General features: G+C 65.6%; 14 protein-coding genes and 1 pseudogene. 6 read left to right on the forward strand and 9 right to left on the reverse strand.

Annotation, left to right across the window (positions count from 1 at the left end):
* Nucleotides 1-25: 25 nt before the first annotated feature.
* The 6 genes and pseudogenes from WJ542_RS28960 to WJ542_RS28985 form a co-directional block, all read right to left on the reverse strand.
* Nucleotides 26-937 carry a polysaccharide deacetylase family protein gene (locus WJ542_RS28960; protein WP_411192987.1) on the reverse strand — a complete coding sequence of 304 codons (912 nt, stop codon included), beginning with the start codon at nt 935-937 and terminating at the stop codon, nt 26-28.
* Nucleotides 934-3468: an MMPL family transporter gene (locus WJ542_RS28965; protein ID WP_411192988.1), complete on the reverse strand. Its 2535-nt coding sequence runs from the start codon at nt 3466-3468 to the stop codon at nt 934-936. Before WJ542_RS28965 ends, WJ542_RS28960 begins: the two co-directional genes overlap by 4 nt.
* Before the next feature lie 25 nt (nt 3469-3493).
* Nucleotides 3494-4183, reverse strand: a complete 690-nt coding sequence (locus WJ542_RS28970) for an outer membrane lipoprotein carrier protein LolA (RefSeq protein WP_411192989.1) — start codon at nt 4181-4183, stop codon at nt 3494-3496.
* 110 nt (nt 4184-4293) lie between these two features.
* Nucleotides 4294-5220, reverse strand: a pseudogene (locus WJ542_RS28975) (lysophospholipid acyltransferase family protein); the annotation flags it as partial.
* Entirely contained in the window at nt 5220-7085 is a 1866-nt protein-coding gene (locus tag WJ542_RS28980; RefSeq protein WP_411192990.1) for an AMP-binding protein, read from the reverse strand. The gene WJ542_RS28980 and the pseudogene WJ542_RS28975, both read right to left, overlap by 1 nt.
* Nucleotides 7086-7173: 88 nt before the next feature.
* On the reverse strand, nt 7174-7830 hold the full coding sequence (locus WJ542_RS28985; protein WP_411192991.1) for a COG4648 family protein: 657 nt from the start codon (nt 7828-7830) through the stop codon (nt 7174-7176).
* A gap of 710 nt (nt 7831-8540) precedes the next feature.
* Between WJ542_RS28985 and WJ542_RS28990 the strand changes: the two genes are divergently transcribed.
* The 5 genes from WJ542_RS28990 to WJ542_RS29010 all read left to right on the forward strand — a co-directional run bounded on the left by WJ542_RS28990 (nt 8541) and on the right by WJ542_RS29010 (nt 12532).
* A complete protein-coding gene (locus WJ542_RS28990; RefSeq protein ID WP_411193537.1) occupies nt 8541-8801 on the forward strand; it encodes a phosphopantetheine-binding protein in 261 nt (86 codons plus the stop codon).
* Between the two features lie 30 nt (nt 8802-8831).
* Entirely contained in the window at nt 8832-9548 is a 717-nt protein-coding gene (gene fabG, locus WJ542_RS28995) for a 3-oxoacyl-ACP reductase FabG (RefSeq protein WP_411192992.1), read from the forward strand.
* 31 nt (nt 9549-9579) lie between these two features.
* Nucleotides 9580-10389 (forward strand): glycosyltransferase family 2 protein, encoded by an 810-nt coding sequence (locus WJ542_RS29000; RefSeq protein WP_411192993.1) that lies wholly within the window; start codon nt 9580-9582, stop codon nt 10387-10389.
* Between the two features lie 640 nt (nt 10390-11029).
* On the forward strand, nt 11030-12115 hold the full coding sequence (locus tag WJ542_RS29005) for a porin (RefSeq protein ID WP_411192994.1): 1086 nt from the start codon (nt 11030-11032) through the stop codon (nt 12113-12115).
* Nucleotides 12116-12169: 54 nt separating this feature from the next.
* A complete protein-coding gene (locus WJ542_RS29010) occupies nt 12170-12532 on the forward strand; it encodes a BON domain-containing protein (RefSeq protein WP_411192995.1) in 363 nt (120 codons plus the stop codon).
* Between the two features lie 265 nt (nt 12533-12797).
* Here WJ542_RS29010 and WJ542_RS29015 read toward each other — a convergent pair whose 3' ends face one another.
* Nucleotides 12798-13670 (reverse strand): helix-turn-helix domain-containing protein, encoded by an 873-nt coding sequence (locus WJ542_RS29015; protein WP_411192996.1) that lies wholly within the window; start codon nt 13668-13670, stop codon nt 12798-12800.
* 177 nt (nt 13671-13847) lie between these two features.
* Between WJ542_RS29015 and pobA the strand changes: the two genes are divergently transcribed.
* A complete protein-coding gene (gene pobA / locus WJ542_RS29020; RefSeq protein ID WP_411192997.1) occupies nt 13848-15038 on the forward strand; it encodes a 4-hydroxybenzoate 3-monooxygenase in 1191 nt (396 codons plus the stop codon).
* Nucleotides 15039-15398: 360 nt separating this feature from the next.
* On the opposite strand, the gene WJ542_RS29025 is transcribed toward pobA, so the two are convergent.
* Both WJ542_RS29025 and tssM read right to left on the reverse strand, forming a co-directional pair.
* Entirely contained in the window at nt 15399-16637 is a 1239-nt protein-coding gene (locus tag WJ542_RS29025; RefSeq protein ID WP_411192998.1) for a DotU/TssL family secretion system protein, read from the reverse strand.
* Nucleotides 16634-20701: a type VI secretion system membrane subunit TssM gene (gene tssM / locus WJ542_RS29030; RefSeq protein WP_411192999.1), complete on the reverse strand. Its 4068-nt coding sequence runs from the start codon at nt 20699-20701 to the stop codon at nt 16634-16636. The genes WJ542_RS29025 and tssM overlap by 4 nt, the downstream gene beginning before the upstream one ends.
* Nucleotides 20702-20730: the final 29 nt, after the last annotated feature.

The raw sequence follows: 20730 nt of genomic DNA on the forward strand, positions 1-20730 counted from the left end.
GCCGATGCCAGCGCGTCGACAGGCATTAAATTTTATCAAACGGGGAATGGCGTCCCCCGCCCGGCACCGGGCGCTCGCTCTCGTGCCATGCCGCCTGCGCGGCAAGCGCGGCGCGCAGCGTCGTCCATTGCAGTTGCGCGTCGGCGGCTGCGCGCAGCAACCCGGGCAGCACCTCCAGCACCACCGGGCGACCGTCGGCGCCGCGCGCCGCATGGCCGTCGTGAACGAGCAGGATGTCGCGCGGCGCCAGACCCTGCAGCAGCCGGTGCGCGACTTTGCCGGCGTCGCGCTCGCGCGTGTCGAAGCCACGCCGGGTCCAGCTCGCGAGGCGCAGGCCAAGGCCGCACAGCACCGGTTCGAGGAACGGGTTGCGCAGGCCCGCGGGAGCGCGGAAAAAGAGCGGACGCATGCCGCTGATTTCGGCGAGCGTCTTCTGGGCGGCCTCGATCTCTCGCCGCAAGGCACCCGGACCCGAGAGCGAGAAGGTGTGCCGGTGCCGCTGGCTGTGGTTCTCCACGGCATGACCGCGCGCGACGATGGCCTCGATCCACTGCGGATGCCGGTGCGCCAGATCGCCGATACAGAAGAAAGTTGCGCGCGCACCATATTGGTCGAGCAGGTCGAGCACGCGTGGCGTGACTTCGGGGTCGGGGCCGTCGTCGACAGTCAGGGCGATGCGACGGTCGACGCCGCCGGGCATGCCGGGCAGGCGCGTCCAGTTCGGACCGAGCAGGGCGCTCTTCGGCCAGAGTCCCGCGGCGGTCAACGCGAGGTGCGAGGCGATCACGCCGCCGGCCGCCCACGGCCATATTGCCGGCTGGGCCAGCAGCGCTGCCGCCGCGCCGCCATGCAGCGCCGCCGTGCCCAGGATCAGCGGGGCCGGTTTCCAGCGGCGCGCGGCGCCCGGAGTGCCTGCGCGCGGTGCGGGCGCGTTCATGCACGTCCTCCTTCGCGGCCGGCGGGAACGGCAGAGGCGGCCGGCGTCGGCGCGGTCCGCTCGGTATGTGCGGTCTGCGGCGCAAGAATCGCGGCGAACGCGAGCGCGAGCATCGCGCCCGGTCCGACCGTGAGGCCGAAGGTTTCGAGCAGCGGCACGCGCGAAAGCGCGAGCAGGCCGAAGCCCGCGACTGTCGCGAGGTTGGCGACCAGCAGCGAGACGAGCGTAGACGGGGCGATTCGAGGCCCGGGTTGCAGGGCATTTTCCGCGAAGTCCGTACTGCCGCTGCGGGGCTTGCAGAAGAACAGCGCGTAGTTCGAACCCACGGCGACGATCAGCAGCATGCCGATGAGGTGCAGGATCGTCAGCGGCACGCCTGCCAGCGCGAAGCCCGCGGCGACGGCCAGCACCGCGGCGACGAGCGGCGCGAGCGCGCGCGCCGCACGCAGCGGCGAGCGCAGCGCGAAGGCCAGCAGCACGGCTATGCCCGCGAATCCCGCGAGCGAAAGGCGCACGGCCTCGCGCTCGTAGTTCACGTAAAGGCGGTCGGCCTCGGTTTTCAGATCGACGAACAGCGCGCCGGGCACGCCCGCCCGCGCGACAGCGGCCTGCATGAATGCGCCCTGCACGGGCGATCCGTTGTCGCGCGCCCGCAGCGCGAGCATGGCGTTCCAGCCATTCGCGTGGCGGGTCAGCAGCGAATCGACGGCGAGCGCCATCGAGGTGCCGCGCAGATCGGCTCGCGTGATCAGCGGCGCCTCGCGCGCCGCCTGGACGTCGGCGACGAACGGCGCGAACGCTTCCGGCTTGATGCTGACCGGTTGATCGGCCACGGCTTCGCGCATGCGCGCGGTCAACGTGGCGGCGTCGGGCAGGCTCGCGCGGCGCGCGCGTTGCATCGCGTCGCTCGGCAGGTAATGCGCCGGACTCTCGAAGTCCGCGAGCACCCCTTGGTCGATGAGCGGTTGCAGTTGCGCGCCGATCTTCTCGGCGTCTTCGAGCGCTGCCTGTTCGCTGGCGGCGGGAATGGCCACGAGATAGCGCACGTCGGGGGCGCCGAGGTCGGCGCGCAACCGTTCGTCGAGCGCACGACTTGCCGCCGGGACCGGGCTCAGCGCTTCGAGTTCGTGACTCCAGAGGTTGCCGCGATGCCACGCCAGCACGGCGAGGGCGCCGAGCGTGAGCGCCGCGAGCGGCCAGCGCAGGCGCGGCGCGGCCTGGGCGAGGTGTGCGAGCCGCGCGCCGATGCCGGAGACGTCGCGTACCGCTACCGGACCGCCTTGCAGACGCGGCAGCACATAGCGCGTGACCAGTGCCGCCGCCGTCAATCCCGCGATCGAGTAGACGCCCAGTTGCACGAGCCCAGGAAAACTGGAGAACACCAGCGAGGCGAAGCCGCACACCGACGTGAGCACGCCGAGGCGGATCGTCGGCCAGTATGCGGCGATCCATGCGCGTAATGGGTGTGCCGGGTGAGCCATCTGCGCAGTCGCGCCAACCTGCGCGGACTGCACGAAGAGATAAATCGAGTAGTCGACCGCCTCGCCGATCAGCGTCGTGCCGAAACCGAGCGTGAGGCCTTGAACCGTGCCGAATGCGAGGCTCACCGCCGCGATGCCCGCCGCCACGCCTGAAAGCACAGGCAACAAACCCAGCCCTAGCGTGCGCGGCGAACGGTAGATCGTCAGCAGGAGCGCGACGATGAGGACGAGACTCAGGGTCGAAATGCGCTCCACGTCGTGGCGGATCAGATCGCGCGTTTCGACGGAAAACACGCCGGGGCCGCTCAGCTCGATCCGGTATGGCGACGCGCCCGGCAGTGCGCGCCTGGCGGTGTCGAACGCATGGTGAACGGCGTCGATGGCGCGTTCCTGCGCGTCGGTGTCGGAGCCCGCCGCGGCGGTTTGCGCGACCAGCACGGCGCGCGTGCCGTCGCGCGAAGCCCATGCACCTCCGAGGCTCGTGGGTTGCGCGGTGCTGTCGAGCTGGCTGATGAGCGCGGCGACTTCGCCGGTCGGATCGCGCGGCAACAAGTCCTTGGCGACGAGACCCGCCGACGAACTCAGCAAATCGATGCTCTGGCCGAGCGCGTCGTGCAGCCCCGCCGTCGTGAAGCGCTGCGGCGTGACGGCCGGACTCAGCAGATAGCGATGCGCAAACACGAACTGCTCGTCGCGGGCATCGTTCGCGGCTTCGCCGTTGTTGACGGCCGCGAACTGCGGGTCGGCGCGCAACGTCGCCGCGACCGCCCGCGAGATCTGGGCGCGCCCAGGCGCATCGCCGCCTTCAATGGAGACGAGGATGAGACGCAGGGCCGGCCCCTCGCGCAACTGATCCACGAGCACCCGCTGGCGTGCATCCGGCGTGCGAGGCAGGAAGGCGGAGAGGTCCGCGCTGAAGTGGGCGCGCGCGATCGCCGCCGCGCAGGCGAGCAGGAACAGCAGCCAGATCAGCACCGCGTGCCGCTCCAGGGCACGTGCCAGGGCATGCGGGCCTCGGGTGGTCGGTGTGGGCCGGGCGGGGGTGTTCATCGGCTCGTTACCAAGGGGCGAACGCTCAGTTCGCCGCCCCATTCGCTGCGGCCGCAAGCGGCTGCAGTCGCATCAGCGAATGGTCGCCGCCCGGTTGCTCGATTGCCACGCTGCGCAGCACGTCGGCCGTGCCTTCCAGCGTGATCGTGCTCACCACCTTCAGCATGCGCGCATCGCGCGGCGTGAGCGTGAGGGTCCAGTCGTCGCCGTTGCCGGCGAGCGCGACCTGGTACGTTTGTTCGAGCGCGGGCCGGTTGCCGGTGAGCGTCGCGCGGATGCTTTCGATGAACGCGCCAAGCTCGGGATAGCGCGTCAGCGGCAGCGTGTAGGTGTGGTTGTTGCGCTGGACGGTGAGCATGTCGCCATCCACCACGAGGTGCTCCGGCTTCGGGCTCAGCGTGTTCTTTTCCAGATGATCGGGCGCGACGAACACGAGCTCGCCGGACGATTCGATGGGCTGCGAAGCGATCGCGAGGGACTTCGTCTCCTTGAACGAGGCGCGGCCCGACTTGCGCTGAGCGAGCGCGGCCATGAGGCGGTCGAGCGTCCAGGTGGAGGTAGATGCGGATGCGGTGGTGGCCGGCGTGGCGGAGGCCGTGCCGGCGAATGCCGGCGCGATTGCGCCAAGCGCGACGGCAAGGCTGGCGTGCGCCACGGTGCGGCGCAAGGCGTCGCGCAAAACGAAACGGCTGGCGGGACGGCGGGAGGCGCTCATGCGTCGGAGGTCTCCTGGGCGGCGAGGCGCGCGTGCTGCACGTCGGCACGGCGTACGCCATACGCGTTTTTCGCCACCCGCGCGGCGATGGCCCCTTGCTTCGTCGTGGTCGCCGCCTCGGCCGCTTCGGTCGCCTGCGCGGTCTGCCAGAAGTCGAAGTAGTTGAACCAGTTGTACGGCGCCGTGCGGCAATGCCGATCGAGCAGCGTCACATAGCGCGCGAGCGCCGCATCGATGGCGTCGGCGCGCGCTTCGCGCGGCGTGTGCGTGAAGTCGGCGAGCATTTCGAAGTGCACGTCGTAGCGGTTGCCGCCGCGATAGAGCCCCGTCATGAAGATCACCGGGCGCTTGAGCATCGCGGCCATGTAGAGCGGCCCGAGCGAGAACGACGCGGGCTTGCCGAGAAACGGCAGGCTGCGCGCCGAAGTGGTGTCTTCCAGCAGTGTGCGGTCGGCCAGCATGCCGACCATGCAGTTCTGGTCGAGCCGCTCGTTCACGCGCAGCATCGAATCGACCTGCCCGAGCGGGATCACCTCGGGCTGGGCGGCCGGGTTCACGGCGGCGATGGTCGCGTTGATCTTGCGCGCGTTTTCCTCGTACATCGTGACGACCACGCGCAGGCCAGGCTGCGTGCGGCCGAGCGCGCGCACGACCTCGAAGCTGCCCAGATGGCCGCCCATCAGGAACGCGCCGCGTCCGTTATCGAGCGCGGCGTCGACGAGCTCGTGCCCCTGCGGACGGATGTCGAAGAGGTCGAAGCGCTCGTTGATCAGGTAAAGGCGGTCGTGGATCGTTGTCGCGAAGGTGAACAGGTGCCGGTAGACCTCGCGCCAGTGCGCGCGGCGGCCCAGCACGCGGCTCAGATAGGTCCGCGAGGCAGCCCGCGCCTGCGGAGAGAACAGCATGTAATAGCCGGTGCACAGATGCACGAGAACGCGCGAGGCGCGGCGGCCGATGCGCAGAGACAGCCATGTCATGACGCGCAGCAACAGCGCGCTGCCGCGTTCTTCTCGCTGGGTCCAGTCGGTGCGCTTGATCATGGGTGCGGGCCTTCCTGGGGTACGGGGTGTGCAGGGGACGGCGGAACCGACAGCGTGCCGCTCGCAACATCGCGCGCGCCGGCCTGGACGGTGAAGCGGATCGCGCCGCTTGCCGTGGCGTCGAACGCGAGATCGAGCGGCTCGCCGGGGGCGGCCGGGCTCAGGAATTTCGCAGCGCCGAGCCGCCAGGCGTCCATCGGGCGGTTCAGGGCCGCGCCGATGGCGTCGATGGCGTGGTCGAGCAGCACGACGCCGGGCACGATGGGTTGGCCCGGGAAGTGGCCCGGCAACGCGGGGTGGTCGGCGGGTATCGTGAAGGAGACTGTGGTGGCGCCGGGCGTCTTGCCGGTCGGGGCGGCCATGCCTGCCGGGTTTGCGCCGGCCTCGGGCGTCAGGGTCCCTGCCGGAACGGCCCGGGTATGGCGCGCGGCCAGTGCCGCGAGGACGTGATGCGGCAACTTGCCGGTTTCGTTGCGCGGCAGCGCGTCGACGAATACGAGCGGGCGCGGCATGAACGCGGCGTCGATACGCTCGCGCAATGCCCGCTGCAGGTCGACGGCACTCAGCGTCGGTGCGACCACGAGTGCGATCAGGCGCGTCACCGGCTCGCGGTGCGAGCCGTCGTCCCCGGTGCCGCTTTCATTGGGCATGAAGAAAACGCCGTCGATCACGCCCGGGATCGCATTGAGTTGATGATTCAGATAGGCGAGCGAGGTCCGCTTGCCCGCGATGTTGATGAGGTCCGCCTTGCGTCCGTGCAGCAGGAAGCGGTGCGCATCGAGCACTTCGAGCGCGTCGCCCATCGGCACCGGCGCTTCCACGTGACCGCCCGACACCCAGATCGTGGGGCCTTCGTCGCCTTCGGCCTCCGCGCCGGCCGGCGCGGCGCTGCGCGCATCGAGGCGGATCTGCGGCAGCAGCTCCCACGTCGCACCCTGTGCCGTACGGCGGGTCGCGATCTGGCCGGTTTCCGTGCTGCCGTAAATCTCGACCAGCGGGGCGTTCAGACGCGCCTCGGCTTCGCACGCGAGCTTTTCCGCAAGCGGCGCCGTCGCGCTGAGCACGAGCGCGGCGTCGGGCAATGGCGCTTCGGTCGCGAGCAGCGCGCGCAGATGGATCGGCGAGGTCACGAGCACGCGCGGTTGCGGCACGGCCTCTAGCTCGGCGCGGATATCGACGGGATAGAACGGCTGGCGGTTGCTGAAAGCGAGGCCGCCGATCAGCGCGAGCAGCACCGTCGATTCGAAGCCGTACATGTGCTGCGCGGGCACCGTGCCGATCAGTGTTGGCGTCGTCGCCCCGGCTTGCGCGCGGGACTCGCCGTGCGCGTCGAGCAGTCCGAGGCGCTGCGCCGCCGCGCGCACATTGGCGACGAGAAAGCCCCAGGTCTTGCGGTGCGGCACCGGCGCGCCGGTCGAGCCGGAGGTGAAGACGTAGGCCATGATGCGCGCCGCGTCGATCCGGGGCACGTCGAAGGGCGCGTCGTCGCCGGCGTCGTGGCCGACCGCCGCCGCATCTTCGACGCGGCCTTCGGGGTAGCGAAAGCGCGGCAGGTCGATCGCGCAGTCGGATGTGTCGTGCAGGCAGAACGCGTCGGGGGCGAACGTGGCGAGCTGGCGCACCGTTTCCGGCGTGTGGGTGGACGGCAGCAGGCTGATCCGGCCGGAGACGAGTGCCGCGCACAGGCTCACGGCGAAGCGGTAGCGGTCGCGGCAGACGTTGAAGACGTGACCGCCCGGCGGCAGCGCAGCCGCTACCCGCGCCACGTCGGCGAGGAACGCTCGCGCCGTGACCGGGGAACCGTCGCACCAGGCGATGACCTGGCGGGGTGAGGTGTGAAAAATCAGCGGATGTGTCGGCATAACGTCGGCATAACTTCGGCTGGAACAAAAAACACCGGCGATGCGGCGCCGATGCAGGCATAGTGGCTATCCCTGCGCGGCGTGCGCTTCACCTTGCGACCCGCACCGGCTCCGGCCGGGATCGCCGGTAAGCGCGAATCGCATCGAGCATGCCGGAGTGCGACTCGCGGGGCAGCGCAAAGCGCCGGCAGGCATGCTCGGCGACGAACATCGCACCGACCAGCGGCAGCGCCACATAGTTGGCGAACGTCGCCCACGCAACGATCGGCGCGATGGCGAACATCAGCGTCGAAACGGCCGCGGTCGCGACGAAGAACAGCGTCCACGCCACCGTGATCTGCCGCGTATAGCGCGCAATCGCCGGCGGGAGCGAACCGCGGATCAGCGCCGCAAACTGCGTGCAGAGCGGAACACGCCTCTCGACCAGCGTGCGGCCGAACAGCAGCGCCATTCCGAGGTTGAAGCTCACATGCTCGATGTATAGGCCCCATTCGAAATGAAGAGCAAGCGGCGTGCGCGCGGTCCAGACCGCGGCAACCGCGAGCGCCCAAAGCGGCAGCCACGCGGCGCGGTGCGACGAGCGGGCAGCGGCAACCAGGGCGATGGCCAGTGGCGGCAGCAGCGCCATGGCGAGCCCGAGTCCGTGCTCGCCGGGCGTCGCGACAGCGTGGTGCGCCAGCAACTGATACGCGGCTACGGCGGCGATTGCCAGCGCACCGCGGACGAAACCGGCCAACGCATTCATTGCGGACCTCCCGACGGGCAAGGGCAGGGGGTGCGTCGTCCGCCTTTGCCTCTGCTTTCGCATCCAGATCGCGCGCGAATTTTGCCACAGACCCGGCCCTGAATCCCATGAGCCCCATGAACTCCGTGAGCCGCGAAACGGCCCCGCGTCCGTGCATGGACGAGACGGCAGTCCGGTGCGTGACGAAGTGGGGTGGGTGAGCGCGGCATGATCGATAGGCTTCAAAAATGAGTAGCAGTCTTCATCGGGTTGCGTCCGGCAGCGGCGCGGTGAGTCGGTGCACTTAATCCCTGGCCGCCGGCATTGGTCACGGGAATGACGGCGAGCAGGATTGCGGCAGGCGTATTTTAGGGCCGCGGCGGGGCATCTTTCAGAGCACATGCGGCGCGTTTGTAACCGTTTGTATGGCTCGCCGGACGGCCACGTCGCCCTACAATCCGATTACACCCAAGGCCGCTTAGGCGTCGCCGCCCCGTTGTATCCCAAAATACGGACGTCACCCCTTCTAACGTCTGTAACCTTTCTGCCGTACATCCCGTATACGCACCGGTACCCATCGTCTAAAATCCGCGTAACTTTTACCAAATCGACTCCAAACCCAGGCGGGCGGGGCGGTGGGCAGGAGCCGGGAAGCCGGCGGTGCCCTTGTCCGGCACGGGGGCGCCACCCCCGTTTGTGCGCACGGCCCGTACCGTTTGATCGCACGCATGATGAACGCACTGGAACAAGAGCTTGCCGCGCTGATCGTCGGCGAACTGAATCTCGAAGATGTCTCGCTCGACGACGTGAACGCCGAGACGCCGCTCTATGGCGAAGGCTTCGGGCTCGACTCGATCGACATTCTCGAAATCGCCCTGCTGATCTCGAAGAAGTACGGCTTCGAGCTGCGCTCCGACAATCCGGATAACGAAAAGATCTTCGCGACGCTCGGTTCGCTGGCCGCCTACGTCGCCGCGCACCGCGTGCGTTGAACGTCAAGCGCGAACGAGAGGAGAGAGCCGATGCGTGCACTCGTGACAGGCGGCAGCGGAGCGCTGGGCCAGGCCATTTGCCTCGCGCTCGCCGGGGCCGGCCATGATGTGTGGGTGCATGCCAATCGCCGTGCGGGCGAAGCCGAAGCGGTCGCGCAACGCATTGCCGATGCGGGCGGGACGGCGCACGCGATCACGTTCGACGTAACCGATGCCGACGCCGCCGAGGCCGCGCTCGCCCGTCTCATCGAGGACGCGCCGGTGCAGATTCTCGTCAACAACGCGGGCGTGCACGACGACGCGCCGTTGGCCGGCATGACGCGCAACCAGTGGCGCCACGTGATCGACGTCTCGCTCAACGGTTTTTTCAACGTCACGCAGCCGCTCCTGCTGCCGATGATCCGCACGCGGCATGGCCGCATCGTCAACATCGCGTCGCTCGCGGGCGTCATGGGCAATCGCGGGCAGGTCAATTACTCGGCCGCCAAGGCCGGGCTGATCGGCGCGACGAAGGCGCTGTCCCTCGAAGTGGCCTCGCGCGGCATCACGGTCAACGCGATCGCGCCCGGCATCATCGCTTCGCCCATGGTTGAGCACGTGTTTCCCGCTGAGCGCATCAAGCAGCTCGTGCCGGCGCAGCGTGCCGGCCAGCCCGAGGAGGTCGCCGCCATGGTTGCGTACCTCGTCTCCGATGCGGCCGCCTATGTGACCGGGCAGGTATTGTCGATCAACGGCGGACTCGCCTGAGCGCGCGTCTGCGTCCCTGGATTCCTGTTCCATGCAACCGGCTGTTTTCATGACCGCGCCCGCTGCTTCCCCTACGCCCTCGACCACGCATCTCGTCCTGATCCCGAGCTACAACCCGGGCATGAAGGTCGACGAAACCGTGCGCGCGGCGCGTGCTCAGTGGAGTCCGGTGTGGGTCGTCGTGGACGGGAGCACCGACGGCAGCGCCGGACGTCTGCAGGCGATGGCCGCGCAGGACCCGGGGCTGCATGTGATCGTGCTGCCGGCCAATCGCGGCAAAGGCGGCGCGGTGCTCGCGGGAATCGAGGCGGCTGCGACGCAAGGCTTCACGCACGTCCTGACGATGGACTCCGACGGCCAACACCCGGCCGCGCTGATTCCGCGCTTCATGGCGGCCTCGCAGGCGTCGCCCGACGCGATGGTGCTGGGCTTGCCGAAATTCGATGCGAGCGCGCCACAACTGCGCGTGCAAGGGCGGCGTCTCTCGAACCTCTTTGCGGATGTCGAGACGCTATGGGCGGGCATCGGCGATTCGCTCTATGGCTTTCGCGTCTATCCCATTGCGCCGCTCAAGGCGATCATGCGGCGGCAGCCGTGGATGCGCCGTTTCGACTTCGATCCCGAGGCCGCCGTGCGCCTGTGCTGGGCCGGGGTGCGGCCGATCCAGATCGAGGCGCCGGTGCGCTATTTCAGTGCACAGGAGGGGGGCGTGTCGCATTTCAACTACGCGCGCGACAACCTGCTGCTCAGTTGGATGCACCTGCGGCTCGTCGCCGGCTTCGGGGCACGTTTGCCGCTGCTCGCCGCAAGACGCTTGCTGGGCCGTGACGGCACCATCTGATCCGGTTTAACCCGAATATTGCATAGCATTCCGTACCATTCTGGCGAAGTGCGCGGCGAACTTCGGCCAGAGCGTCGCCACTCCACCACAAGGGAAAACCCGGGCAACCTGGGGCACTCCCCATTCGTGCATTCCCGAAGTCGTTGCGCCGGCACATGGCGGACGCCTTGTGCCCGAGGCCGGCGAAGCCGCGCCGAGGGCTTCAAGAGGAAACCGGCACGCCGGTAAATGAGTGGAAACGTGTAGGCAACAGATTGTTGTTCCTGCGGTACTTTACATTGACACGATCGTGCGATTTTTCCTAAGATCGCCCGGACGGTTCGGAAAACGAAATCGAGTTCGAATATCGAACCGCGATTATCGGAGCGGATCCGGAACCTTCCGGGCCGTCACGCACGCCGGTTCACGAGGTTTGCCGGCCTCTCGACGCAGCAAGCAGCACAACAGGCAACACGCTTCGCAGGGGAATCGCCAGGGCAACATCAAGCAGCCGCCTGGTGTAATCCATATAGGTAGTATTGCTAATTAAAAGACGCAATTACTCACTCGGGTAATCCGCAGTTACCCCGCAGTTACCCCGCAGTTACCCGATTCATACCAAAACTCGACGGCATGCGTTCCGTCCCGAAGGAGATCGACGATGTACAAGCAACGAGGTCTGCGCCTGAAGCTCATCGCCGCTGCAACCTGCCTGCTGGCAGGCGGTGCTGCCCATGCCCAGAGCAGTGTCACGCTGTATGGCCTGGTCGATGGCGGCCTGCTGTACACGAGCAAGACGCTCAACACGACCACCGGGCAGAACGCCGGCCATCAGTTCTCCATGATCGACAGCGGCAACTCGCCTTCGCAGTTCGGCGTGATGGGCACCGAAGACCTCGGCGGCGGCCTGAAAGCGGAATTCAAGCTCGAAAGCGGCATCAGCATGTCCAACGGCGGCCTGAACGACTCGAACGGCAACCTGTTCGGCCGCCAGGCCTATGTGGGCCTCGACAGCAACTACGGCGACGTGAAGGTCGGCCTGCAGTTCTCGCCGTTCTTCCTCTCGGTCTACGAGCTCGATCCGCGCGACCTCTCGCAGTTCGGCAGCGGCCTGCTGCCCTACCTCGACAGCGTCATCGCCACCGGCATCTTCAACGCCAATTCGATCTCCTACACGAGCCCCAAGGTCTACGGCTTCCAGGGCAGCGTGATGCTCGGGCTGGGCGGGGTGGCGGGCGACTTCCAGGCAGGCCGCAACTATTCGGCGAACCTCTCGTACAGCACCGGCACGTTCCTGATCAACGCCGGCTTCTACGACAGCAACGCCGGCGGCGCCGCCACGCCGGTCCCCTCGACCTACGCGTTCGAAGGCCGCGTCATCGGCATGTCCTACAAGTTCGGCAAGCTCACCGCCAAGGCCTCGTTCACCAGCTACAAGGGAACGGGGCTGGCCGGCTCGTTCAACGACAACGTCTACAGCGGCGGTCTCGACTGGCTCGTCACGCCCAGAGTCGACCTGAACGGCGGCGTCTGGTACACGAGCGACCGCAGCGACACCACGAACCACTCCGTCATGGGCGCCATCGGCACCGACTATTATCTGTCGCGTGCCACGACCCTCTATGCGCAGTTTGGCGTGGTCAACAACCATGGCACGATGGATACCGGCCTTTCCGTCGACAGTGCGCTCAACGGCGCAGCCGGCACGACGGTCGGCGCGGACATCGGTATCCGCCACATTTTCTAACTGCCGGTCCGCCGTTCCGCGCGTCAACCTCCTCTTGAAAGGAAGAGAAACAACATGAAGAAGGCTAGCCTCATCACCACGCTCGCGTGTTCGCTGCTCCTGCTCGGTACGGCAGGCGCCTGGGCGCAGGGCAGCGGCACCGCGGCCAGCGCGCCGGCCATGAGCAGCACGGCGCAGAGCCCCAAGGCCATGCGCAAGGCCAACCGGCTGCTCTCGAAGAACGTGCAGCGCGCGCTCGTGAAGGTCAAGGGACTGGATTCGAGCAATATCGTCGTTTCGGCGAAGAGCGGCGCGATCCTGCTGGGCGGCACGGTGCCCGAGGCCGACCAGATCCAGATGGCCGTAACCACCGCGCAGGGGGTGAACGGGGTGCAGAGCGTGCAGAACGCCCTGCGGGTCCGGGCAATCGGCCAGTAACATCGGCCTCGGGCGCAGCGCGGCGGATGCCATGTCCCGCGCTGTGCCCGATCTCCTGATATTGTCTTCCCAGCTTGCGGGATCGAACCCGCAACGCTTCCGCCAAGGCCCGCGTTAATCTGGCCGCAGGCCGGCCTTAGTTGCTAAAGTTGGACACGCGGACCTGCCGCGCTTTCCTCAGCATATCGACCGGAATCTCGACCAGACCTTCCAGCATGGACGCTTCGAGCGCATTCACAGCGCTGCGCACGACGCGGAAACCGGATCACTTTCGTGCCCGAAAGTGATTCGGCGTCGTGCCTGTGAGCCGCTTGAAAAACCGCGTGAAATAGGCTGGCTCGGTGAAGCCGAGCAGGTCGGCAATCTGGCTCACATTCAGTGTCGTATAAACCAGATTGCGCTTGGCCTCCAGCAACAGCCGCTGATGTACGATTGAAAGCGCACTTTGGCCGGCGGCACGCTGGCAGACCGTATTCAGATACACCGGCGTGACGCCAAGTAATGCGGCGTACTGACTGATGGACAGATGCTCGCGGTAATGCTTTTCGACGAGCCGGGAAAACGCGCCCAGATAGTGCCGGCCGCGATCGAGACGCTCGCTTGCGACATTGCGTTCGTAGTCGCGCCGGCTCACCCATACTACCAGCGCGCTAACGAGCGAGCGCAGCAGCAGATCGCGCGACGGCGCCGGGTTCGCGTATTCGCGGTTCAGCGTGGTACAGAGCGTATCCAGCCACGGCTGATCGTCGCCTACCGGGTAGCAGCCAGGATACTGCAAGGGGAGCCGCCGCCTGTCGCATTGCTCGTGGAGCCAGCCGATCAGCGGCGCCGCGATCGTAATGATGAATCCATCGACCTCCGGGCTGAAATGGAAGCCATGAACGCACATCGGCGGAACGACCTGAAGCGACGGGCGGTCGATCGGCGTCGCTTCGCCCTCCACCTCGAGGACGGCCGTGCCCCGTTGCACGTACAGCAACTGCGCCAGATCCGCGTGCCGATGGCTGCGGATTTCCCAGTCGTGGAGGCTGCTGCGCTCCGGAATCGACTCGCAGTGCAGCAGGTCCGGGGTTCGCCACTCGGCACCTTCGCCGTACAGCTTGAAGACGGGAATGTTCTGCAGGGTCGAGTGAGCCATTTCCGTTTGCCGGGCTTCGCGGGATCACGACGGATATTTGAAAAGTACAATTTTAGTGCGGAATTGTGCCTTATCAAAGCCCGGTATTTAACAAAAAATACAGTCCATCGATGACGGATGCCGCAGCGGGAGTTCTACCTCGACGCACCGCGGCAATGAGCTGAGACGGAGGAGAAGATGGAGACGAGAACAAAGGTTGCGATCATTGGCGCGGGGCCGTCCGGGTTGCTGCTCGGTCAGTTGCTGACCCGGGCGGGCGTGGATAACGTGATCCTCGAACGGCAATCCGGCGAGTATGTGCTTGGCCGAATCCGCGCGGGCGTGCTCGAACAGGGCACAGTCGATCTGATGCGCGAGGCCGGCGTGAGCCGGCGCATGGATGCGGAAGGCCTGGTCCATGATGGCATCGAGCTGGTTTATGGCGGCCGGCGCGATCGCATCGACCTGAAGCGGTTGACGGGGGGCGCTTCGGTGCTCGTGTACGGCCAGACCGAAGTGACGCACGACCTGATGGACGCGCGCGCCGCGAGCGGGGCGACGACGATCTACGAAGCCGGCGACGTCCAGTTGCACGACGTCAAGGGCGAACACCCCTATGTCACGTATGAGAAGGATGGCGAAACGTTCCGGCTCGACTGCGACTACATTGCCGGTTGCGACGGCTATCACGGCGTATCGCGCAAGACCATTCCCGAGCATCTGCTCGCGCATTACGAACGCGTCTATCCTTTCGGCTGGCTCGGCCTGCTTTCGAATACGCCGCCCGTCAACCACGAATTGATTTATGCTCATCACGAGCGTGGCTTTGTGCTTTGCAGCCAGCGCTCGATGACCCGCAGCCGCTACTATCTTCAGGTGCCGTTGACCGAGAAGGCCGACGACTGGTCCGACGAGCGTTTCTGGGGAGAACTGAAGACCCGCTTGCCGAACGATATCGCCGACCACCTCGTGACGGGCCCTTCGCTGGAGAAGAGCGTTGCACCGCTGCGCAGCTATGTGGTCGAGCCGATGCAGTACGGCAAGCTCTTCCTCGTCGGCGACGCTGCCCACATCGTGCCGCCGACGGGCGCGAAAGGGTTGAATCTGGCGGCGAGCGACGTGAGCGCCTTGTATCGCATCTTGCGCCGCGTGTACCAGGACGGTCGCACCGAACTGCTTGAACGCTATTCGGCAATCGCTTTGCGGCGCGTCTGGAAAGCGGAGCGATTTTCGTGGTTCATGACCAATCTGCTGCACGAATTTCCGGACCGCGATGCGTTCGACAAGCGCATGCAGCGCACCGATTACGACTATTACACGGGGTCCGAGGCGGGGCTCAGGACTATCGCCGAGAATTATGTAGGACTGCCGTATGAGGCGATTGAGTGATGGGTTGGTGTGAGGGAGACTTGTGTACCACTTTGACCTTTATTCTCTAAAGTATCCTACTGTAAAGTTAGTGACGAGGCCGCAGGAGAGACCTTGTCGTGAAGAAATCGCAGTTCATGGAAGCCATTTTCTCAAGTTTCAGCTGGTCCGAAAATTCCAGGGCAGGTCAGAGTGCCTGTGCCTCTCCCAGTCCGAGTTGCCGCGGACTTATTCATTTTTCGGAGTACGATTCATAATCATGAAACGTGACGACTGTTAGTGCAATGAGAGTCAGACTGCCCAGAATACGACTTTTCTTCATGCTATTCGGTGTGGCTTGTACGTTATGCTTGATCTGCATGCGTCTCGTCTGCACCGCAGTTATTCCGATACGGTAATGTCGACACGACGGTTCCTGGTTCTGCCCTGACGGGTAGCGTTGTCGGCGGCGGGCTCGGTGTTGCCTTTTCCTGTTGCGGCAACGCGATCGGTCGCGACACCCGCTGCGACCAGGATCTGCACGACTGCCTTTGCACGTGCGTCGGACAGCGCCTGGTTGGAACTGGATTGCGCTTGGGTGAAAGGCTGATTGTCGGTATGGCCAGTGACGAGGACCGTGCCCGGCGTTTTCGCGATCTCCTGTCCGATGGCCGTGATCATTGGTGCAACCCACGGATTGACAGTCGATTCGCCGGCTTCGAAGATACCCTCAAGCCGAAGCGTGAGCATGCTGCGCTGGGCGTTTTCCGCAAGCGTAATGGTGCCGGCCTGCACTTCGTTCGCGAGGCGCCCCGTGAGCCTTGTGGCCAACGCATCGATGAGCGGTATCACCGGAACGGGCGCCTTGACATGCGAGAAACACCAGTGCGCCACACTCGTGGTGATGGCCAGCAGTAGCAGTGCAAGGCAAAGCGCCGCAACGGCAGACCAGAGACGGGATTTCGGAGCGTGTGAGTCCGTGCGCAGATCATCGGGAAGACGCGGTATGGGGAGCGACTGGATGTCGTCCGGCGCCGTTGGCAAGTCCTGTGGATCAGGGTAAATCGCATCGCGAATGTCCGCGCGGACGGCCTCGATCTGATGCTTCCCATCAACGGCAAAGCGGTAACGGCCCTTGAATCCCCGCGCGAAAATCTGCTGGATCACCTCATTGAGGTTGTGATTTCTCTCAGGCTCGCGCATGCAGTCGGTCGCGATCGTGTAGATGCGATCGCGGCCCTGACGGTCGTAGCCAAATGTCGAGGCGAGCCCGTTTGTTTCCCATTCGACCCCGGTTGCCGTGCCATTGCCCCAGTCGGTCAGCGTGGCCGCTTCGTCGAGCGCGGAACAAAGACAATAGCGTGCCTTGTCGACCTGCGGCGGCGGTAGCTGCAATGTGGCGCACACTTTCCCGAATTGCTGCACCTGATAGACAAGCTGCTGCCGATATTGCTCGACGCCAGTTACGTCGAGCCCGGCAGGTGTATCCAACAGCGCATCCAGCAGCGGGCGCGCGGCTTCGAGCAGCGGATTCGATGCGCCTTCGGCCGCGCGCAGGCGTGCGAGCCAGGATGCCTCTGGAGCGGTATCGCGTCGTGCTTCTGGCGAGGCTGCTGCTGCGGTAATGGGCGCCTCGATCAAGGTGAGCCGGTCGGTACCGCGGGGAGTCTTGCAGGCGGCAAACCGGGCGGCGGCCCACTGTCAGCGAGACCGAATACCGGCATCGAACTAGGGCAGCGGAACGTCTTCAGCACGTCGCTCGTGAGCGGATTGGCGACACTACCGGCGGCCGTGATGTCGAGCACAGCGCGCCGCCCGTCGAAGTCGAAGGCGACACGCGTGCGTCCGGGCGTGGCGGTTCCCGTGACGCGCCCTTTGTCCAGCAGGCGCATGAAAGCCCACGGACCGTCGGCCGAAGCCGTTGACGTGTCGGGACGGATACGCGGGTTCGCCGTAATCTCGGCGTGGACACCACCGCGCGGGCCCGGCCAGCTGACGGCGAAGGGCAGGACCGGTCCGTGCCGGTAAAGCAGGGTCTGCCCGTCGATGTCGACCATGAGACCGGTGATGGACGGATCAAGCTCCGGCACCTGGAGACTAGCCTTCCAGGTCATCTGGTTCTGGCCTTGGCCGCTGAAGAAAACGTCACGGATCGCCTTCGCATGCTGGAACGGTTCAAGGTCAGGACCCTGGACGGGCTCAGTCGCACCGGGCAGCGTGCGATAGCGCCACGGCTTGGCCGAGGTATCGACGAACGGCGCCAGAATCTTGCTGAAAAAATCGTCGATGACACCGCCCTGCGCGAACAGTCGTGTGAAGTCGTCGATGCTCACATCGCGCGTGCTACCGGGTGTGAACGGATAGCTGCCCTCGATCGTGAGGCGGCAGGTGTCGCCGATGACCGCGCCCATCTGGCGCGAGAGCAACTGGCCGATGCCCTGGTTGACCTCCTGCGAGCCCTGCTGGGCGAGCTGCAGCAACACCGCACGGAACGGCACGGGCATCGTGTTGGCTGTCATCTTGAGCCTGGCCGCCGTGTCGTTCGCCGGCGGCATGCTGTTGTTGCTGATGGCGTTGTCGGCCACAGTAAGCGCCGTGTAGTAGTCGTTCAGCAGGTTCGTAACGCCGTCCAGCCCGGTCTTGCCCGCCTGCGCCGCGGCGTCGCCGGAGGCCTGCACCTCCGCGTTGCCGGTCACGACCTCGCGCAGCGCAGCGAAGTGGTTGTCGACCAGTTCGCGCTCGACCTGTTCCGAGGCCCGGATGCCCAGTGCAGAATTTGCCTTCTGGCTGATCTGGTCAGTGGTCTTCTGCAGGAGCGAGCCATCGGCCGCGGCGGCGGGCTGCGTGAGCGTCGTCTCATGCACGGCGGCACGGGCGATCCGTGCGAGGGGCGAATCGGGTGCCGCAAAGCCGCGGAGCACTTGCAGGTTGAAGGCGAGACTTGTGCCCGTCACCGTGCGGATGTCGCCGAGGAATGTATCCCATTGCTGGGCGTATTCCGTCAGATATTCGCGGCGGATTGCCTCGGTCAGCGAATCGTCTGCGCCGATTGCCGTGCTTACGATCTCAGCAGTTTTTTTTTGAGCGCCGCCGGGGAGTTCCCCGAGGTATGAGCGCCCCATCACCCAGGCATCGTCGTCGCGTGCGACCTGCACAAATTCCGGCAGACGCTTGTCGAAGAGATTGCGGTAGCCGTCAAACGTGAAGAGGCCTGGCACGCCGCGCGAGAGCGGGGCGCCGCTCGCCCGCGCGAAGACGGTGCCCGCCTGCGGGCCGACCGCGCGGATCAGTGTGAACTCGTCGGGCGCTTCCTTCATCATCGCGGCCTTGGCACGCTCATAGAGCCGGTCGGTCGCATTGCTGCCGTCGAGGAAGGCGCGCGCCTGCTGGACCAGGGCATCGTTGCGGATGAGCGGCGACTGGACCACACGGTCTCCCGAAAAGAGCTGCTGGACGTGGTCGATCATCGAGGCCCGGCCGCCGAACACGGACGCGCTGTCGGTTCTTGCCCAGTCGTTGAGCACCCAAGTCTTGACGTCGTCGGCATTGAACTTCGCCTTGTCGTAGAGCATGAGGTAGACGCGCAGTGCCTCGTAGGTCGCTTTCGGGTCGTTACCGGCGATCGACTGCGAAATGACATCCTCCATCCGATGCACGATCTGCGGCACCAGCAGGTTGTCCTCGAGCGCGTCGTAGGTGTGGCGGCTTTCCGTGACGATATCGGGTGCCGTGTAGAGGCCGTAGCGGAACGTGCTGTCGGGGTCCGAGAGGTCGAGCCCCTGATACGTCGGCAGATACTGCGCTACGCTCAGCGTGTCCGGCACGGCTTCCGGTTTCAGGTCGTGATAGAGCTGTGTTACGCGTGCGGCGAGTGCCTGTGTCTTGCGCTCGATAGTGCTCAGGTAATCGCTATTGTTACTGAAGCTCATGCGCAGCCCGATCGCCAGCCACACGAAGAGCAGCAGGGCGAGCGCGTGACCGATCAGGCGCAGCAGGCGGAAGCGGAACTCCCAGCGCAGGTTTGGACGGACCAGGTGGGCTTCCGGAATCACGATCTTCGTGAACAGGTCGTGCAGGAAGAAGCCTTCACTCGTGGCTTCGCGCAACGAAGTTGTCGGAGCGGCCATGCCTGACATCACCCGCTGCAGGATCGTGCGCCGCTCAGCCACAATCTCGCGACCGGTCTGATCGGCGCTCGTGAAGTATACGCCGCGCAGCGTCGAGTACAGCTGTGTGTCGTCGTATCGCGAATCGAGGAACACGCGCTCGATCAGCTCGACAAGCGGGCCGTTGAGCGCCGCGAACTCCTGCGACAACGCAGCGAGCTTGCGGCGGTAAATCTGGTCGTATTCGTCCTGCAAGCGGGTATTGATGCCGTTGTCGAGACGCTGCACGAGCTGGGCAAGCTCGGAGCGGCAGCGTGCGGTTACCCCTTCCTTCGCAATGGTTTCCTTACCGTAGGGCAGCGTAAAACCCCACGTCTGGGCCCGGCTCTCGCTGGTCAGCGACGAGAAGTATTCGGAGAAGCCGGTGAGCCGGTCTATGCCGGTGACGACCAGATAGACGGGAAACCGGATACCGAGTTCGCCACGTAGTTCGGCCAACCGTGCACGCAGTGCGGCAGCTTCGATCATGCGGCGGCTCTCGTCCTGGCTCACCAGTTCGGTGAGGTTGACGGCAAGCAGCGCGCCGTTGATCGGCGCACGCGGGCGGTGCTTGCGCAGCATGGCAAGAAAGCCGAGCCACTCAGCCGAGTCAACGCGCTGCGAGTCGGTAATCGCCGTGCTGTTTGTCGCGCCCGTTGTCGCCAGTTCTGCCTTGTCTGTAATCTCCCCAGCAGAAGCACCCGGTTGATCTGCACCCTTCGTGGCGTTGCCAGACGTTCCCGCGGCGTTGGCCGCGGGCTTTTGCCCCTCCCCCGAGGGCGTGGCGTACAGGCTGCCGCCGCCCGATCCGTGACGGGTATATCGGCCTGCGGTGTCAATGAGGACGGCATCGTTGGTCAGCCACCAGTCCACGTTTGCAGTGGGCTTCTGCGTTGCCCCGGCCGCGCGCTGCATCTGTTCGGCAACCGGAAACGCGAGGCCCGCATTGAGCAACGCGCTCGTCTTTCCGGACGACTTCGAACCGAGCGCGATATACCACGGCAGTTCGTACAGGTACCGCTTGCCCTGGAACAGGCGCCCGATGCCGCGTGCGCCCGTTCGCATCGCCTTCAGGCGAGCAAGGGCGCTATCCACGATCGCACTGACTTCCTTCAATTGCGCTTTGGCGGGGGAGGGATCCTTCTTGCCACCAAACGTCAGCATCCTGTCGACGAGCGGCCGGTTACTCTTCATCTCCTGCCAGAGACGGAAGAGCCAGTACGCCGCGAAGACGAACAGCACGACCGCGATGGCGATGACACGGGCCGACTCCGATGCAAAGGGCTGGGCCTTGCCGAAAGTGAGCAGCGGCGTGGCGTACCAGATTAGCAGGCACAGCAGCGCCACGACGACCGGGCTCGTTGACAGGTGGGCGAGCCACAGCAGCACGCCCACGAGCAGCAGGGCGATGACAAACACACTCATGCCCGTACTCGCGAGCGGTTTGAGTCCGCCGAACGCGACATAGGGTCCAACGAACCAGATCACCAGCGCGATGACGACGAGCGCGAGGAAGGCGAGGAACTGGCGCGATACCAGAAACGACAGGAATTTTTTCATGCCAGGATGCTGACTGCTTTCATGGTTCG

The organism is Paraburkholderia yinzeri (genome assembly GCF_046581065.1).
Lineage (GTDB): Bacteria > Pseudomonadota > Gammaproteobacteria > Burkholderiales > Burkholderiaceae > Paraburkholderia.

Excerpts from the sequence above, each read along its gene's own strand:
- WJ542_RS29005 (WP_411192994.1), top strand. The coding sequence starts at position 11,030 with ATGTACAAGCAACGAGGTCTGCGCCTGAAGCTCATCGCCGCTGCAACC.
- tssM (WP_411192999.1), bottom strand. The coding sequence starts at position 20,701 with ATGAAAAAATTCCTGTCGTTTCTGGTATCGCGCCAGTTCCTCGCCTTC.
- WJ542_RS28990 (WP_411193537.1), top strand. The coding sequence starts at position 8,541 with ATGAACGCACTGGAACAAGAGCTTGCCGCGCTGATCGTCGGCGAACTG.
- WJ542_RS28985 (WP_411192991.1), bottom strand. The coding sequence starts at position 7,830 with ATGAATGCGTTGGCCGGTTTCGTCCGCGGTGCGCTGGCAATCGCCGCC.
- WJ542_RS29010 (WP_411192995.1), top strand. The coding sequence starts at position 12,170 with ATGAAGAAGGCTAGCCTCATCACCACGCTCGCGTGTTCGCTGCTCCTG.
- WJ542_RS28965 (WP_411192988.1), bottom strand. The coding sequence starts at position 3,468 with ATGAACACCCCCGCCCGGCCCACACCGACCACCCGAGGCCCGCATGCC.
- fabG (WP_411192992.1), top strand. The coding sequence starts at position 8,832 with ATGCGTGCACTCGTGACAGGCGGCAGCGGAGCGCTGGGCCAGGCCATT.
- pobA (WP_411192997.1), top strand. The coding sequence starts at position 13,848 with ATGGAGACGAGAACAAAGGTTGCGATCATTGGCGCGGGGCCGTCCGGG.
- WJ542_RS29015 (WP_411192996.1), bottom strand. The coding sequence starts at position 13,670 with ATGGCTCACTCGACCCTGCAGAACATTCCCGTCTTCAAGCTGTACGGC.
- WJ542_RS28970 (WP_411192989.1), bottom strand. The coding sequence starts at position 4,183 with ATGAGCGCCTCCCGCCGTCCCGCCAGCCGTTTCGTTTTGCGCGACGCC.
- WJ542_RS28960 (WP_411192987.1), bottom strand. The coding sequence starts at position 937 with ATGAACGCGCCCGCACCGCGCGCAGGCACTCCGGGCGCCGCGCGCCGC.
- WJ542_RS28980 (WP_411192990.1), bottom strand. The coding sequence starts at position 7,085 with ATGCCGACACATCCGCTGATTTTTCACACCTCACCCCGCCAGGTCATC.
- WJ542_RS29000 (WP_411192993.1), top strand. The coding sequence starts at position 9,580 with ATGCAACCGGCTGTTTTCATGACCGCGCCCGCTGCTTCCCCTACGCCC.